Origin of the sequence: Hymenobacter convexus (assembly GCF_030580955.1) — a bacterium.
In the GTDB taxonomy this organism is placed as follows: Bacteria; Bacteroidota; Bacteroidia; order Cytophagales; family Hymenobacteraceae; genus Hymenobacter.
In genome coordinates this window covers 1-17,111 of the sequence record NZ_JAUQON010000007.1, presented here as the reverse complement: position 1 = coordinate 17,111, position 17,111 = coordinate 1, and the positions used below count along the sequence as shown (strand labels likewise).

Annotated in this window: 12 protein-coding genes; 5 read left to right on the top strand and 7 right to left on the bottom strand. The window is 61.0% G+C overall.

Annotated features, from left to right (window positions below):
* Positions 1 to 191: 191 nt before the first annotated feature.
* The 6 genes from Q4S41_RS15420 to Q4S41_RS15395 all read right to left on the bottom strand — a co-directional run bounded on the left by Q4S41_RS15420 (position 192) and on the right by Q4S41_RS15395 (position 11,984).
* Positions 192 to 1,760: an acyl-CoA carboxylase subunit beta gene (locus Q4S41_RS15420; RefSeq protein ID WP_305032020.1), complete on the bottom strand. Its 1,569-nt coding sequence runs from the start codon at positions 1,758 to 1,760 to the stop codon at positions 192 to 194.
* 298 nt (positions 1,761 to 2,058) lie between these two features.
* Entirely contained in the window at positions 2,059 to 4,674 is a 2,616-nt protein-coding gene (locus Q4S41_RS15415; protein ID WP_305032019.1) for an ATP-dependent Clp protease ATP-binding subunit, read from the bottom strand.
* Between the two features lie 161 nt (positions 4,675 to 4,835).
* Entirely contained in the window at positions 4,836 to 5,510 is a 675-nt protein-coding gene (locus Q4S41_RS15410) for a WbqC family protein (RefSeq protein WP_305032018.1), read from the bottom strand.
* A 133-nt stretch (positions 5,511 to 5,643) separates the two neighbouring features.
* The gene (locus tag Q4S41_RS15405; RefSeq protein ID WP_305032017.1) at positions 5,644 to 6,828 is read right to left on the bottom strand and encodes an efflux RND transporter periplasmic adaptor subunit; all 1,185 of its coding nucleotides are present in this window, start codon (positions 6,826 to 6,828) and stop codon (positions 5,644 to 5,646) included.
* 129 nt (positions 6,829 to 6,957) lie between these two features.
* On the bottom strand, positions 6,958 to 11,418 hold the full coding sequence (locus Q4S41_RS15400) for a CusA/CzcA family heavy metal efflux RND transporter (RefSeq protein ID WP_305032016.1): 4,461 nt from the start codon (positions 11,416 to 11,418) through the stop codon (positions 6,958 to 6,960).
* Between the two features lie 149 nt (positions 11,419 to 11,567).
* Complete coding sequence (locus tag Q4S41_RS15395) at positions 11,568 to 11,984, bottom strand: hypothetical protein (protein ID WP_305032015.1); 417 nt, start codon at positions 11,982 to 11,984, stop codon at positions 11,568 to 11,570.
* A gap of 184 nt (positions 11,985 to 12,168) precedes the next feature.
* Here Q4S41_RS15395 and Q4S41_RS15390 point away from each other — a divergent pair, with 184 nt between their 5' ends.
* On the top strand, positions 12,169 to 13,038 hold the full coding sequence (locus tag Q4S41_RS15390) for a hypothetical protein (protein ID WP_305032014.1): 870 nt from the start codon (positions 12,169 to 12,171) through the stop codon (positions 13,036 to 13,038).
* A gap of 2 nt (positions 13,039 to 13,040) precedes the next feature.
* Positions 13,041 to 13,955: a lysophospholipid acyltransferase family protein gene (locus Q4S41_RS15385; RefSeq protein WP_305032013.1), complete on the top strand. Its 915-nt coding sequence runs from the start codon at positions 13,041 to 13,043 to the stop codon at positions 13,953 to 13,955.
* Positions 13,956 to 14,196: 241 nt separating this feature from the next.
* On the opposite strand, the gene Q4S41_RS15380 is transcribed toward Q4S41_RS15385, so the two are convergent.
* Positions 14,197 to 14,829 (bottom strand): L-threonylcarbamoyladenylate synthase, encoded by a 633-nt coding sequence (locus tag Q4S41_RS15380; protein WP_201986540.1) that lies wholly within the window; start codon positions 14,827 to 14,829, stop codon positions 14,197 to 14,199.
* A 204-nt stretch (positions 14,830 to 15,033) separates the two neighbouring features.
* Here Q4S41_RS15380 and mltG point away from each other — a divergent pair, with 204 nt between their 5' ends.
* Genes mltG through Q4S41_RS15365 form a run of 3 tightly spaced genes read left to right on the top strand, consistent with a single transcriptional unit; the run spans position 15,034 to position 16,964 of the window.
* Complete coding sequence (gene mltG / locus Q4S41_RS15375; RefSeq protein WP_305032012.1) at positions 15,034 to 16,122, top strand: endolytic transglycosylase MltG; 1,089 nt, start codon at positions 15,034 to 15,036, stop codon at positions 16,120 to 16,122.
* A gap of 13 nt (positions 16,123 to 16,135) precedes the next feature.
* Complete coding sequence (locus Q4S41_RS15370; RefSeq protein ID WP_305032011.1) at positions 16,136 to 16,468, top strand: hypothetical protein; 333 nt, start codon at positions 16,136 to 16,138, stop codon at positions 16,466 to 16,468.
* Positions 16,469 to 16,472: 4 nt separating this feature from the next.
* Positions 16,473 to 16,964, top strand: a complete 492-nt coding sequence (locus Q4S41_RS15365; RefSeq protein WP_369811309.1) for an acyl-CoA thioesterase — start codon at positions 16,473 to 16,475, stop codon at positions 16,962 to 16,964.
* Positions 16,965 to 17,111 lie beyond the last annotated feature (147 nt).

Sequence of the window (17,111 nt, the reverse complement as noted above, 5' to 3'; positions counted from 1 at the left end):
ATAATTGATGCATTGCTGACCTCAACGGAATCTTTAGACTCTCCTATAGAAGGGGCTGTAGTGTTTCCTAATACTGCTACAATTAGCAGGATGATGTCGAGTGCAATACGTCCAATTTTAAATCTGACGAGGGCACTAAATAGCAAGAGGGAAAAACCGATTACCGCCCAGATAGCCATAATAAGTCAATATTACAGCGGAATATTGCCGTGCTTCTTGCGCGGCATGGTGTCCACTTTATTTTCCAGCATTTTAAATGCCCGAATTAGCTTCTGACGGGTCTGCGAAGGTAGAATTACTTCGTCCACGAAGCCGCGGTGGGCGGCGCGGTAGGGGGTAGCAAATTTTTCCTGGTATTCGTCCACCTTTTCTTGGAGCTTGGCTTCAGGGTTTTCGGCGGCAGCGATTTCGCGCTTGAAAATGATTTCAGCCGCGCCCTTGGCGCCCATCACGGCGATTTCGGCCGTGGGCCAGGCGTAGTTCAAATCGGCCCCGATGTGCTTGGAATTCATCACGTCATACGCGCCGCCGTAGGCCTTGCGGGTAATCACGGTGATGCGCGGCACGGTGGCTTCGCAGAAGGCGTAGAGCAGCTTGGCGCCATTGGTGATGATGCCGCGCCATTCCTGGTCAGTGCCGGGCAGGAAGCCAGGCACGTCTTCCAGCACCAGCAGCGGGATATTAAACGAGTCGCAGAAGCGCACGAAACGCGCGGCTTTGGTGCTAGCGTTGATGTCGAGCACACCGGCCAGCACCGCCGGCTGGTTACCCACAATGCCGATGCTGCGGCCCGCCAGACGCGCAAAACCCACCACGATATTCTCGGCGAAATTCTGGTGTACTTCGAGGAAGGAATTCGCGTCGATGATGCCTTCAATCACCTCACGCATGTCGTAGGGCTGGTTGGCATTCTCGGGAATCAGCTTGTCGAGCACGGCGCGGCTTTCGTCGCCGCTGGCTTCGTAGGGCTGATGCGGGGCGGTTTCCTCACAGTTCTGCGGCATGTAGCTTAGCAGCTGCTTGATGTGGTTGATGGCCACCACCTCGTTGGCGCACGAGAAGTGCGTGACGCCGCTCTTGGCCGAGTGCGTGCTGGCGCCGCCCAGTTCTTCGCTGGTCACTTCCTCGTGGGTCACGGTTTTCACCACGTTGGGGCCGGTCACGAACATATAGCTCGTGTGCTCCACCATCAGAATGAAGTCCGTAATGGCCGGCGAGTACACCGCGCCACCCGCGCACGGCCCCATAATGGCCGAAAGCTGCGGCACCACGCCCGATGCCAGTGTATTCTTATAGAAGATATCGGCGTAGCCGCCGAGGCTCACCACGCCCTCCTGAATACGGGCGCCGCCCGAATCGTTGAGGCCGATAACCGGGGCGCCGTTTTTCATGGCAAGGTCCATGATTTTGACGATTTTCTCAGCGTGGGTTTCGCTCAGCGAGCCGCCAAACACCGTGAAATCCTGCGAGAAAACGTAGACCAGTCGGCCGTTCACGGTGCCGTAGCCCGTCACCACGCCATCGCCGAGGTAATGCTCTTTATCGAGGCCAAAGTCCTTGGCCCGGTGCATCACAAATTTGCCGATTTCTTCGAAAGAGCCTTCATCCATCAGCAAATCAATCCGCTCGCGGGCGGTGAGCTTGCCTTTTTTGTGCTGGGCATCGATGCGGGCCTGGCCGCCGCCGAGCAGGGCTTCTTCGTTTTTGCGGGCCAGCAATTCGGTTTTGGAAAGGTGCGCGTGGGCGTGTGGGTCGGGCATAAGTCAGGTTAAGCGCGCGGGTGGGAGGAAAGTGCGCTGATGGGAGGCCAAAGGTAGGTTACGGGTAGATTATGAGCCATTGAAATTGTTGCATCGGGGTATCCTACAAACCCAGAACGTCATGCTGAGCGGAGCCGAAGTATCTCTACCGCAATACTAAAATTGATTAGTTGCGCGGTAGAGATGCTTCGGCTCCGCTCAGCATGACGTTCCTTTTTTTAACAACAATAAAAAAGCCGGCCCCATTGCTGGAACCGGCTTCTCCTGACGGGCACACGCTAGAGCTTATGCCATAATCTTACTTCTTCGTGTCGGCATCGGGCGCTTCCGGCTTGTCGGCGGGGCGCTCGTCGCTGGCAAGGTTCTGGGCCTCCCCGCTCTTGCTCACGGCGAAAGTCAGTTCCTCGGCGCCTTCGGTGTAGTCGGCAGTGATAACATCGCCGTGTACTACCTGGGCTTTGAGGATTTCCTCGGCAATCGGGTCTTCGATGTACTTCTGGATGGCGCGGTTCAGCGGGCGGGCGCCGTACTTGGGGTCGTAGCCTTTATCGGCCACAAAGTCCTTGGCGGCTTCCGTCAACTCGACACGGTAGCCGAGGGCTTGCACCCGCGAGAGGAGCTTGCTGAGGCTGATGTCGATGATGCGGTGGATGTCTTTCTTCTCCAGCGAATTGAAGACGATGACGTCGTCCAAACGGTTGAGGAACTCGGGCGAGAACGTCTTTTTCAGGGCGTTGGTGATTGTGCCCTTCGTCAGCTCGTCCATGTTCTCCTGGCGGGCCTTCGTGCCGAAGCCAATGCCGGCGCCGAAGTCCTGCAGGTCACGCGCCCCGATGTTCGAGGTCATGATGATGATGGTATTACGGAAGTCCACCTTGCGGCCGAGGCCGTCGGTCAGGATACCGTCATCCAGCACTTGCAGGAGCAGGTTGTACACATCCGGGTGCGCCTTCTCAATCTCGTCGAGCAGGATAACCGAGTACGGCTTGCGGCGGATTTTCTCCGTCAACTGGCCGCCCTCTTCATAGCCTACGTAGCCGGGAGGCGCGCCCACCAGGCGCGATACGCTGAATTTCTCCATGTACTCCGACATATCCACGCGCACCAGCGCATCTTCCTTGTCGAAGAGATAAGTAGCGAGCACCTTGGCCAGCTCCGTCTTACCCACACCCGTCGGGCCGAGGAACACGAACGAGCCGATGGGCTTCTTGGGGTCCTTCAGGCCAACGCGGGTGCGCTGAATGGCTTTCACCAACTGCTTGATGGCTTTGTCCTGGCCAATTACTTTGCCTTGCAGCTCCTCGTTCATGTTGAGGAGCTTCTGGCTCTCGTTCTGGGCCACGCGCGAAACGGGGATGCCGGTCATCATGGCGATAACCTCGGCCACGTTCTCCTCTTTCACCGTGTAGCGCTTCTTCTTGGTTTCCTCTTCCCAGCTCTTTTTAGCCGTTTCGAGTTGGTCCAGCAACTTCTTCTCGGTGTCACGGAGCTTGGCGGCTTCCTCGTATTTCTGCGATTTCACCACGCGGTTTTTCTCGCCTTTGATGTTCTCAATCTGCTCTTCGAGCGTGAGAATGTCCTCGGGCACCACGATGTTGTTGATGTGCACGCGGGCACCGGCTTCATCAAGAATGTCGATGGCCTTGTCCGGCAGGAAACGGTCCGACATGTAGCGGTCCGACAGCATCACGCACTGCTCAATGGCCTTATCGGTGTACACCACGTGGTGGTGGTCCTGATACTTGTCCTTGATGTTGTGCAGGATTTCGATGGTTTCCTCGGGCGTGGTGGGGTCCACCATCACCATCTGGAAACGACGGGCCAAGGCACCGTCCTTCTCGATGTACTGACGGTATTCGTCCAGCGTGGTGGCGCCGATGCATTGAATCTCGCCGCGGGCCAGCGCCGGCTTGAACATGTTCGAAGCGTCGAGCGAGCCCGAAGCGCCGCCGGCGCCCACGATGGTATGCAACTCATCGATGAAGAGAATCACGTCAGGCGACTTTTCCAGCTCGTTCATCACGGCCTTCATGCGCTCTTCGAACTGGCCGCGGTATTTGGTGCCGGCTACCAGCGAAGCCAAGTCGAGCGTCACCACGCGCTTGTTGAAGAGCACGCGGCTCACCTTTTTCTGAATGATGCGCAGGGCGAGACCTTCGGCGATGGCGGTTTTGCCCACGCCGGGCTCGCCGATGAGGATGGGGTTATTCTTTTTGCGGCGGCTCAGAATTTGGGCTACGCGCTCAATTTCCTTTTCGCGGCCTACGATGGGGTCAAGTTTGTCCTCCTCAGCGAGTTTGGTGAGGTCTCGGCCGAAGTTGTCGAGCACCGGGGTGCGCGATTTTTCGCCGGGCTTTTTGGTGGTGCCGCCAGCACTGGCGCCGCCGCGGCCGCCACCGGGGCCCGAGGCCCCAAAGAGGCGGTCGTTGTCGTCGTCGTCCGTGTCGGGCGTACGGTTTTGCGGAGCAGAACCGGCATTACCGTGGTAATCCAGCGAGTCGCGCACAGTTTCGTAGTTCACGTTGAATTTGCTGAGAATTTGGGAAGATATGTTGTCTTCGTCCCGCAGGATGGACAACAGAAGGTGTTCGGTACCAATGATTTCCGATTTGAAAATCTTGGCTTCAAGGTAGGTGATTTTCAGCACCTTCTCGGTCTGCTTGGTGAGCGGAATAGAGCCGGTGATGCTGGTGCCCTGCGTGGCGGTGTTGCGCGTGGCTTGTTCGAGCGAGAATTTGAGCTCATCGATGCTCACGCCCAGCTTGCGCAGCAGGCCGAGGGCCGTGCCTTCGGCTTCGCGAATCATGCCGAGCAAGAGGTGCTCGGTGCCGATATAGTCGTGGCCGAGGCGGATGGCTTCCTCCCGGCTGAGGGAAATGACCTCCTTGACGCGGTTTGAGAATTTAGCTTCCATGCCAATAAACGTAGTGAAAAATCAAATAAGCCCCGCGTCGGGCGTGAAACACGGATAACGGGTTGGGCCGGGTTGACTTGAAAACAAGCCGGTTCGGGCGATGGTTCGAACCAAAATACGGTTCACACCGGGTAATTCAAACGCTGGCTGAAATTTGCGAGTTATTGCAAAAACCGGCCGGCCGCCGGGCCCTGCGAAAACAGCAGGTCCAGCACACTCAGGCCGGGCTCAAAACCTGGGCCAAACACCTGCGGGTAGGGCCGCACGAGGGCGGAGGCTGCCGGAGTGTCAGGTTTGGAGGCAATAGAGGCGGCTTTGGGTGTCAGCCAGTCGCGGCGGTCGGCTACGGCTGGCGGGCTAGTACTTAGACTATTATTTTCGGCAGAAGGTTGCGCCGGGTAGTGCGCGTGGTATTCGGCGGTGAGCTGCACGGGCAGCGGCAGCCGGAAACACTTCAGCATAAGCTGCAGGAACTGCAGGTTCAAGTCGAAAAGCCGGGAGGGCTTGCGGGCGTAGATGTCGTGCAGGTAATCGGCGTAGTATTCAAAATACGGGCTGTTGCCGTAGGCGGTTTGGAGCGTGCGCCAGTGGCGGTGAATCCAGTTCTGGCGGTAGTCGATTTCAATCTCCGAGACGCTCACTTTTTCGGCCCGGTTGCCGTCGAGCACGGGCACGGTGAGGGGCTGCACGCCCTGCGCCGTGCGGATGAGGCAGCGGTTGCGGTAGGTTTGCTTGCGGTAGTGCTCGTGGGCTTCTATTAATAGGCCATCGGCGTTCATGAGCGCCGCGAAGAGGGCGGCGGGCGGGTGGTAGTGGAGTTCGGTGAGGAGAATCATAGTTGGGACGATGGGAGCGAGCGCAAAACACAGCGAAACGTCATGCAGAGCGCAGCGCAGCATCTTTACCGCAATAGTAAATGATTACTGGCAGCGGGCAAGATGCTTCGCTGCGCTCTGCATGACGTTTGTATTACTCGTCCCCGCCCTGGCCTTTACTCCGCTCGGCGTCCAGAAAATACGCGCCTTTGACAACCAGATGCGTGGTGTCAGCCAGCTTATCGAGCGGGCGCACGGCTACCTGGCCCTGGTCGGTGGCGCCGGGGCGGAGGCTGAAACGACGGAAGGTGCTGCCTTTGGCATCGGACTTTACCTGGTAATAACCGTAGCTGACTTCGCCGCCGGGCACGAGGGCGTCTTCGGGCAAGGTGCGCTGGGGCGTGCGGCCGGTGAGAATGCGGGCACTGACGTATTGGCCGGGCAGCAGGGCAGCGGTGGCAGCGGCATCGGGGCCGGTGTCGTGCAGGTGGGCGTGGACGCTCACGGTGCGGCCGTCATCATCGAATGCTTTGCCCACGAGGAAGACGGTGGCGGGCAGCGGCTGGGCGCTGGCTCCCTGGGCCGGCACGCGGAATAGGATGTCTTGGCCCACTTTCACCTTGGCGATGTCGCGCTCGAATACTTTAAGCTCCAAGTGCAGGTCGGAGCGGTCGACTAGTTCGATGAGGACATCCTGCGGGTTGACGAACTGGCCGGGATTCACCATCACAGCCTTCACATAGCCGCTGATGGGGGCGATGAGCGGCACGCTGGGCTGAATATTCGTGGCGGTGATGCGTTCCGGTTTCAGGCCGATGAGGCGCAGCTGGGCGGCGAGGCTGCCGGCGGCGGCCTGCTCGGTGCGCAACTCGGAAGTGGCTTGCTGGAGCTTGCGGCGCGCTCCCACATCCTCATCGTTGAGGACTTGCTGGCGGGCGGTTTCCTGCTTCAGAAACACAATGCGGGCCTGGCTCTGGAGGTAGTCCTGCTGCAGTTTGAGGTAGTCGGGGTTACGCAGGGTTGCGAGCACGCTGCCTTGTAGTACGTGCTGGCCGGGCAGTACCGGCAGCTGCTGTACGTAGCCGCCCATCACGGCGGTGATGGAAACTTTGTGGCTGGGAGGCACGTCAATCTGGCCGGTGGCCTGCACTTCGGTACCGAGGTCGCGGCGGGTGAAAGTGCCGAGTTCGATGCCGGCGGCCTGAATTTGGGCTTTGGAGAGGAAAACCTCGTTGGGCGCGCGGGGCGGGGGCGGCGTGGGCTTGTCAGCGGCCTTTTCGGTTTTGCTGCCGCAGGCGATGACGAAGGGGAGGAGGGCGATGTAGGAGAGGACTTTCATGGGAGGAGTTAGAGAAATATTCTGCCGGTCATGCAGAGCGCAGCGAAGCATCTCGCGTGCAATAGTGAATCAATCGTATTTGATTAGTGGCGGCACGCGAGATGCTTCGCTGCGCTCTGCATGACGGCTTTACGGTGCATCTGCCCCAGCCAATGCCTGGATATTGACCACCAGCTCGTTGTACTGTCGCAGTTGCTCGAAATACGCTTCCTGAATCTGCCAGGCGGGCTGGGTATTCACCACGTATTCCACGTATTCGATATCGCCGGCGCGGTGGCTTTTTTCGGCGGTATCGAGGATTAAGCGGGCTTGCGGGAGGGCGTAGTTCTCGTAATAAAGCAGCGACGCCTGGGCGCGGGCCAGCTGTTGGCGCAGGGTGCTGAGCTGGGTGCCGAACTGCGTGTTGGCGTAGTTCAACTGTACCTGCGCAGCTTCCTCGCCGATTTTGGCGGCAGCAATGCGGGCGCGCTGGGCGCCGCCCAGCAGCGGCACTGCGATGCCGGCCTGGGCCACATTGAAGCCTCTTTCCTGGTTGATGGTCTGGTTGAAATAGCCGGCGCGCAGGTCGGGCAGGCGGCGAAGCTTTTCGAGCTTGGTTTGCTGCTGGCTGAGGGTGAGCTGCTGCTGGTAGAGCGCCAGCGTGGGGTTGGTGGCGGGCGTGAGCGCCGCCGTATCGGCGGGCAGCAGCACGGCGCGGGGGCTGGCCGTGGTATCGATGCTGGCTAGGTTGGGCTGGCCCAGCAGCAGGGCCAACTGGCGGCGCTGCACCAGCAGTTCGGAGCGCAGGGTAGCGAGGCGGTTTTGCAACTCACGGGACCGGGCTTCGGCTGATACCTGCTCCAGGCGGTTGGTTTCGCCCACCTGGTAGCGGATGCGGGCGGCGCGGGCGGCCCGTTGGTAGAGGCTGTCTTGCCGGCGCAGCAGGGCCACGAGGCGGTAAGTCACCAGCAGATTGTAGTAGCCCGAGCGAATGCTGCGGCTCAGCTCGCGGCGCTGGGCGCGGGCGCGGATGGTGCCGGCCTCGGCCGTGGTTTGCAATACTTTACGTTGCGCCCCGTACACGGTGGGAAAGGCCGACTGCTGCAGCACGTTGAAGCTATGGTCGGCCAGCGGCCCGGAAATCTGGCCGTACTGGTAGTCGAACACGAGGCGCGGCAGGTCGTAGCCGGTACGGGTGAGGGCCTGCTGCTGCTGGGCCTGCAAGGTGGCGGCTTGCACCAGTGGGCTCTGGGCCAGGCCGGTACTCAGCGCCTGCGAGATGCTGAGCGGGCCATCCGTCGGGGCCTTCTGGGCGCGGGCGGTGGCAGGCAGCAGGGCGGCCAGGGCCACTAGCAGCAGCAAGACCACGGCCGAAACGCCGGACGCGCCCGCTGCGCCTGCATCTTTCGCATCAGGGCTAGCCGGTTTCGGTGCTTCGCCGGTTTCGGCCTGAATTTTTGCCTCTTCGGCTTCTTCGGCGGCTACTTCGGGGCTGGGCTCGTCGTCATCCACAAAGAAGGTGTAAAGCACCGGCAGCACCACCAGCGTGAGCAGGGTGGCCGTTATCAGCCCGCCGATAACCACGGTGGCCAGCGGCTTCTGCACTTCCGCACCGGCCGAGCCGGACAGTGCCATCGGCAGGAAACCCAGCGAGGCTACCGAGGCCGTGAGCAGCACCGGCCGGAACCGCTCCTCGGTAGCGCGCAGCACCCGCTCGCGGATTTTCTTCACGCCGGCCGTAGCCAGCTCGTTCAGGCTGGCGACCAGCACTATGCCGTTGAGTACCGCCACGCCGAACAGGGCGATAAAGCCTACGCCGGCCGAAATACTGAATGGCATCCCGCGCAGGCCCAGCGCCAGCACGCCGCCGATGGCCGCCAGCGGAATACCCGTAAAAATCAGCAGCGCCTCCTTCACCGAGCGGAAGGCCAGGAACAACAGCATGAAAATCAATACCAACGACACCGGCACGGCAATAGCCAGGCGGGCCTTGGCGTGGTTCAGGTTCTCGAACTGGCCTCCGTACACGATGCTGTAGCCGGCGGGCAGGCTCAAGCCGGTTTTTAGCTTGCTTTGAATGTCCTGCACGAGGCTTTGCACGTCGCGGCCGCGCACATTTACGCCGATGTTGACGCGGCGGCGGGCGTCGTCGCGCGAGATTTGGGCCGGGGCGGGTTTCAGCGTCACGGTGGCCACTTCGCTGAGGGGAATCTGGTTGCCATCGGGCAGCGAGACGAGGAGCTGGTTGAGGTCGTCGGGGCCGCGGCGATGCAGCGAATCGAGGCGCAGCACGAGGTCGAAGCGGCGCTCGCCTTCGTACACCTGGCCGGTGGTCTGGCCGGCAAAAGCGGTTTGCAGCAGCGTATTAAGGTCCATCACGCGCAGGCCGTACTGGGCCAGCTTGGTGCGGTCGTAGCTCACGCGCAGCTGCGGCAGGCCGATAATCTGCTCCACTTTAATGTCGCCCACGCCCTGTAGCGGGCGAATGAGCGCGGCGGCCTCGTCGGCCTTGGCCTTAAGCACGTCGAGGTCGTCGCCGTAAATCTTTACCGATACGTCCGATTTTACGCCCGAAATCAGCTCGTTGAACCGCATCTGGATGGGCTGCTGAAACTCCAGGCTCACGCCGGGCACGCCAGCCAGGGCGGCCTGCATCTTGTTGGCCAGCTCCTCGCGGGTGTGGGCGCTGGTCCAGTCGGCGTGGTCTTTCAGGATAATCATCTGGTCGGAATCTTCCAGCGACATGGGGTCGGTGGGGATTTCCGAAGTGCCGATTTTGCCCACCACCTGAATGACTTCCGGGAATTTGCTTTTCAGAATGCGCTGTATCCGAGACGTGAGCAGGATGCTTTCGTCCAAAGAAGAGCCCGGCGCGAGCGTTACGTTCATGGCAAAGTCGCCCTCGTCGAGCTGCGGAATAAACTCGCCGCCCAGCCGCGAAAACACGAAGCCGCCCAGCGCCAGCAGCCCCACGGCCACGCCCACCACTAGCCAGCGCGCCCCCAGCGCCGCCCGAATAATAGGGTCGTACCCGCGGTGCAGGAAGCCCACAATGCGGTCGGCCAGGTTGGGCTTTTCGCTAATATTCTTCTTCAAAGCCCAGGCCGTGACGGCCGGCACGTAGGTCAGGCACATAATCATGGCCCCGAGAATGGCGAAGCTCACCGTGAGGGCCATGGGCCGAAACATCTTGCCTTCCACGCCGGTGAGTGAGAGGATGGGCAGGTACACAATCAGGATGATGAGTTGGCCGAACAGGGCCGATTTCATGAGCCGGTTGGTGACGCCCTCGGTGATGTCGTCCATGGTTTCGTGGGCGGCTTTGAGGCGCTCGTGCAGCAGGTGGGCGATGACGGCCTCCACGATAATTACGGCCCCGTCCACGATGAGACCGAAGTCCAACGCGCCCAGGCTCATGAGGTTGGCAGATACGCCGAAGGTTCGCATCATGCCCAGTGCGAAGAGCATGCACAGCGGAATCATGCCCGCCACCACCAGCCCGGCCCGCAGGTTGCCGAGCAGGAGCAGCAACACTACCACCACAATAACGCCGCCCTCAATCAGGTTTTTGACCACCGTATGAATAGCCTTGTCCACTAGCTTCGTGCGGTCCAGAAACGGGTCAATTTCCAGGCCTTTAGGCAGCGTTTGCTGGATTTCGGCCACCCGGGCCTTCACGTTTTTGATGGTGGCTTCGGAACTGGCGCCTTTCAGCATGAGCACTACGCCGCCCACAGTTTCGCCGAGGCCGTCGCGGTCCATGGCCCCGTAACGCACGGCGTGACCGAAGCGCACGGCCGCCACATCGCGCACCAGCAGCGGCGCGCCGCCCTGGCCGGGCCGGGCCACAGGCTTCACCACGATGTTGCCGATATCCTGCAGCGACGTGGCCCGGCCCTCGCCCCTAATGAAGAAGGCGCGCGGGCCGCGCTCGAGGTAGCTGCCGCCGGCGTTGCCGTTGTTTGCCTGCAGCGCTTCGTAGAGTTCGGCCATGCTCACGCCCGCGCCGGCCAGGCGGGCGGGGTCCACGCTCACTTCGTACTCGCGCACGTAGCCGCCGAAGCTGCTCACGTCGACCACGCCGTCCACGCCGGCCAGGCGGCGCTTCACCAGCCAGTCCTGGATTTCGCGCAGTTGGGCCAGGCCGTACTGCTTTTCGTAGCCCTTTTTGACTTTGATGGTGTACTGATAAATCTCGCCCAGGCCGGTGGTGATGGGCGCCATGCCCGGCGCGCCCAGGCCTTGGCCGAGGTCGGCTTCGGCCACTTTGAGCTTCTCGGCCACCAGCTGGCGGGTGTGGTAGGTGTCCACGTCTTCCTCAAACACCACGGTAATCACCGAGAGCCCGAAGCGGGAAATCGACCGGATTTCCGTGACGCCCGGAATGGTGCGCAGCTGCAATTCGAGCGGCACGGTGATGAGCTGCTCGACTTCCTGCGCCGCCAGCGCGGGGCTTTGGGTGATGACCTGGACCTGGTTGTTGGTGACGTCCGGAATGGCGTCGAGCGGCAGGCTGGCGGCCGAAAATACGCCCCAGGCAATGAGGCCCGCCAGCATCAAACCCACCAGTAGCTTGTTGCGGATGCTGAAATTAATAATCGCCGAAATCATGCGAATACGGTGCAATATGGCCTGGCCCGGACGCGGCCAATGGCCGGCCCGGGAGGCGCTGATAATCCAATAAGAGAGGGGAGGGGCCGGGATTTTGGTGCCGGGACCTGGTTAGGCGCGGGCACACTGCGTCCGGGGGCGCGGGCGGGCTAGGCTCGGGGCGGCTGGCCCAGCGAGGCGCTGAAGCTGAAGGCGTAGCGCGGCGCAGCAGCGGCACGGTAGGCGGGGGCAGCCACTATTTCCGGCCGGGCTACAAAAAGTAGCCGCGTGACGGAAGCTACCACGAAGCTCACCGTGCCGCAACCGTGGTGGGAGCGCAGGGGCAGGTTGTGGTGGTCCTGCTGGTGGCGGGGCGAGAGGGTGCAGCCCGCGTAGTGCTTGGTGCCCGCGCCGTAATGCTCGGCAATGAACTGGCCGAAATTCAGCCCGCCGCCGGCTGCCGAGTGGTGGTATTCGTAGTGCTTCACCAGTTCGGGCAGCTTGGCCAGCTCGCCCAGGTCATTCTCGGGCACGAAGCTGCCCAGCAGCATCAGAATTCCCAGAATGAAGGCAACGGTAGAGCGCATAGCGGCTGGTAAACGAAGCGGGCGCGGTAAATGTTTGGCGGGTTGTTGGCACAAAAATAGAACAGAACGTCATGCCAGGACGAATCGTAGCGTGGACTCTGCGAGTCCGCGCATTGTTTAGATGTTCGCCCGGGCGCGGACTCGCAGAGTCCACGCTACATCACGCCCACCGTACTTTTGCCTTATGCGCTACTTCCTGACTCTCCTCGTCGCTTTCGCCACACTGGCTGCCCACGCCGGGCCACCCCAAATTCTGCTCGACGTGGCCCGCTTCCGCAACCTGAACCGGGTGGAGAAAGGCGCCGAGGTGGAAATCTACGTCACGGTACCCACCCAGTCGCTGCAGTACCGGCAGCGGGCGCCCAAGGCGTTCCAATCGTCGGCCGTGGTCACGCTGGACATTCTCAAAGCCGATGGCACTTCCGCCTACCACGAAGTCATCACGCTGAAGCCGCCGGTGCTGAATGACACCACCATTGCCATTAAAAACCCGCAGAGCTTCCTCAAGCGCATCCTGCTGCCCGATGGCAAATACACCCTGCGCGGCACCGTGAAGGACCAATACCGCAGTGCCGGCGGCGAAACCACCGTCGAAAAGCCGCTGGTGCTGGAAGGGCCGGCCGGCCCGTTTATCTCGGATGTAGTGCTGCTCTCGCGCCCGGCCGCCAAGAGTGGGGGCGACGATAATTTCGCCCGCGGCGGCTACCGTCTCACTCGCGCCGCCGGCGGCGTCTATGGCCGCGGGGCCGATAACGTGTTCTTCTACACCGAGCTGCACAACGCGCCCGTGGGCCAGCCCCTGCGCGTGCATTACCACCTCACCACCCCCGACGGCTCAGCCGCCGATGCTGACGCCGACCTCACCCCCCAAAGCGGCCGGCCCACCACCATCGTGGGTCAGATGCCACTGGGGCCGCTGCCCGATGGGCCGTTCACGCTGTTCATTGAGGTGTATGGCGGCCCCGGCAACAAGAAGCTGCTCGCAGGGCACCGCGCCATTGGCCAGCGCGCCTCGGCCGAGTTTGGGCAGGTAAGCGCCCCGGCCGCTAAATAGGCATGGCCACGAAAGGCGCTTCTTCCGGCACCGGCCGGCCCTATGCCTGGTACTTCGAGCCGTTGCGCTGGCTGCTGCTGGGCCTGGCGCACCTGCCGCTGGCGGTGCTGTATGTGTTTGCGGAGCTGATTTACCTGTTGCTGGCCTACGTGGTGCGCTACCGCTGGCGCGTGGTGACGGAAAACCTGCGCAACTCCTTTCCGGAGAAAATGCCGGCCGAGATTGAGCGCACGGGCCGGGCTTTCTATCGTCACTTTTCGCAGGTAGTAGTCGAGATTCTGAAGCTGGCGGCCATTTCGCCCGAGGAGTTGCGGCAGCGCATGCGCTTCACCAATCCTGAGTTGATGACGCGCCACTTTGATGAGAAGCGGCTGGTGCTGTCGCTAGGCTCGCACATGGGCAACTGGGAGTGGATTCTGAGCGGGGCGGCGCTGGAGTTTCCCGGCCGGGCGGCCGGTGTGTATAAGCCGTTGAATAATCTGTTCTTCGAGAGCTTCATGCGGCGCCTGCGCACCCGCCTCGGTGCCGATGCCGTGCCCATGCTGGCCACGCTGCGCTACTTGGTGGCCCACCGCGGCCAGGGCCACACCCTCAGCTTGCTCTCCGACCAGGCCGCCGGCCCCGAAGACAAGCCCTACTGGACCAATTTTCTGAATCAGGACACGAGCTTCTACACCAGCGCCGACCGGCTGGCCGTGCAGCTCGACTGCGCGGTGCTCTACGTGGGCATCCGCCGCGTGCGGCGCGGCTACTACGAAGTCACGTTCACGGAACTCCCCGATGGCCGGGTGGCCAAATTGGCGCCGGCCGGTACCTTTCCGGTCACCGAATCCTTTGCCCGGCAGCTGGAAACGGATATGCGCGCCTCGCCGGAGCAGTATCTGTGGACGCACCGACGGTGGAAGCACAAACGGTAGAGAGTCGTTTGTCATTGCGAGCAGAGCGTAGCGAAACGCGGCAATCCGTCCATTTCTCAGCGACTAGCCCTGAGAAATGACAAGCCTATCAACCCATTTAACAAAGCACAAAGCCCCGGCACTGCGCAGTGCCGGGGCTTTGTGGTGAAAGAAAGTGTCTGGTTTTGACAGAACGGATTAGCTACGCTGACCTTCGGTTGCCACGGCCTGCGGCCTCGCAATGACAGGCGGAGCCCAATGCCTACAAATATGGCTCGATGTCGCCGGCGCCTTCGCGCACCAGCTCGAAGTCGTCGTTGGTGCAGTCGATGATGGTGCTGGGGGTGTTGCCGCCGAAACCGCCGTCAATTACCAGGTCCACCAGCAGGCGGTATTTTTCGTAAATCAGGTCCGGGTCGGTTACGTATTCTTCGAGGGTTTCCTCGCTTTCGCGCACCGAGGTGCTCACGATGGGGTTGCCCAACTCCTTCACCAGCTGGCGAATAATCTGGTTGTCGGGCACACGGATGCCGACGGTTTTGCGCTTGGTGCCGCCGAAGCGGGGGGCGTTGGCGCTGGCTTCGAACAGGAAAGTGAACGGGCCGGGCAGGGCTTTTTTGATGACCTTATACGTGGCCGTGTTGATGCCGTGCGCGTAGTCGGAAATGTGCGACAGGTCGTAGCAGATGAAGCTCAGGTTGGCTTTTTCGGGGTTGATGCCCTTGATGCGGCACACGCGTTCCACGGCCTTGGCATTGGTTACATCGCAGCCGATGCCGTACACGGTATCGGTGGGGTAAATGATAACTCCCCCTTTGCGCAACACGTCAACAGCTTGCTGAATACGGTTTTGTGGCGGATTTTCGGGGTGAATGCGGAGAAGGGTGGCGGGCATGAGGTGGGGGATGATTGAATGCGTGAGGGCCAGCCGCAGCCGGCAATGGACAGCTCCCGGCGGCGGCGCGGGGCCGGCCAGTGCCGAAGAGGCGGGCAAGGTACTACGCCTAGCCGAAACGAAACAACTACGCGGGCCGTGTGCGCCCGGGTTGCCGGCCTTCGTACTTTTGGCCCCGCTCCTTTGCTATCCGCTTTATTTCCCATGGCCAAACCTGCCCAAAAGTCCGTCCTCGAACGCCGCGATGATGCCCTCAAACGTCGCAAACGCTGGGGCGTGGTCAGCGTCGTGTTCACGCTCGCGCTGGTGTGCTTTTCGTATTATTTCTACCAGGTGTTCTTCACCGCCAACATCGAAACCAAGGGCAAGCCTACCTACGTGGTGATTCCGCGCGGGGCCACCTGGAAAACCGCCCTCGATGCCATCGACAAAACCGGCGCCGTGGTCGACAAGCTCTCGCTGCACTTCGTGGCCCGGCTGATGAAGTACGACAAGCCCGGCGCCGTGAAGCCCGGCAACTACGAGCTGAAGGACGGCTTCACCAACCGCCAGCTCATCAACGTGCTCAAGAGCGGCGCCCAGTCGCCGGTGAAGCTCACCTTCAACACCGTGCGCCTGCGCAACGAGCTGGTGACCAAGCTCGCCAGCCAGGTCGACGTGCCCGCCGCCCGGCTCGACTCGCTGCTGCGCGACCCGGCTTACACCAAAAGCCTGGGCTTCGATACCACCACGGTGCTCACCATGTTCATCCCGAATACCTACGATGTGTACTGGAACACCTCGGCCAAGCGCCTGATGCAGCGGCTGAAAACGTCCTATGAGCAATTCTGGACGCCGGCGCGCGACGCCGAGCGCGAGAAGCTGCACCTTACCCGCGCCCAGGTGAGCACCCTGGCCAGCATTGTGGAAGCCGAGCAGCAGCAGCACGCCGACGAGCGGCCCCGCATCGCCGGCGTGTACCTGAACCGCCTCAAGCGCGGCATGAAGCTGCAGGCCGACCCCACCGTGGTCTACGCCAACCACGACTTCACCATCAAGCGCGTGCTCAACGTGCACCTGCAAAAGGACTCGCCCTACAACACCTATAAGTACGCCGGCCTGCCGCCCGGCCCCATCAACCTGCCCAGCATCGCCAGCATCGACGCGGTGCTCAAGCCGGAGAGCAACAATTACTTGTATTTCTGCGCCAAAGAGGATTTCAGCGGCTACCACGCCTTTGCTACAAACGAGACGGAGCACATTGCCAATGCGCGGCGCTACCAAGCGGCGCTGAACAGAGCTGGTATTAAATAACCGGCGTGCGTTTATGAAAACACACAAGCTGAGCTACGAAGAATATCAAGAAACATTCGCGGCACCGATGCTGGATGTGTCGCAAACTGCGGAGCCTGTTCTAGACATTTGGCCCTATGTTGAAGCAGTACCAGAATCGGATTTAGAAGGCTTCAATTTATTAGATGGGATAGTCCGCTATGTCTATCAGAGCCCATCAGGTCAGTACCTACACGTATCGGTTTCTACAGATGATGAAAATGCTTTTTTGGTGCTAGTCATCGATTTGCATTTGGTGAAAATAATTGGCCATTACCTGTTGGATTTGGTTACCCTCTACGACCTAAATTCCACCGAAGAAATATAAGCCCATGTATCAATCCGACATCCAAATCCGCGTGCGCTACGCCGAAACCGACCAGATGGGCTACGTCTACCACGGCAACTACGCGGCGTATTTTGAAGTGGCGCGCACCGAGGCGTTTCGCAAGCTCGGCATCAGCTACAAGGAGCTGGAGGCCGATGGCGTGGGCATGCCAGTAGGGGAGCTGCGCACCCGCTTCCGCCGCCCGGCGCGCTACGACGACCTGCTGACCGTGCGCCTGCTGCTGCGCCAGCCGCCCGAAGGCACGCGGGTGCTGTTTGAGTACGAGATTTACAACGAAGCCCACGAGCTGCTCACCGAAGGCCACACGCTCATGGTGTTTGTGAAAACCACCACCGGTCGGCCCGTGCCCATCCCGGAAAGCATCCAGCAGCAGCTGGCGCCGTATTTTAGCGATGACGACCTGGAAAGCCCGGTGCTGCCCAAGCCCGGTGCCATTCTGCCCGATGCGCCCGCCCCGGCTGCGTTCAGAAAGTAGTTAGATTTACAGAAAGGAGCACGTCATGCTCATCTGGCGTCCGCGCAGCCGAAGCATCTCTACTGCGCAAGTAATCAGATTTACTGTTGCAGTAGAGATGCTTCGGGTGCGCGGGCGGCTGTTGTGCTTGATGTTTTTTTTCTGAAT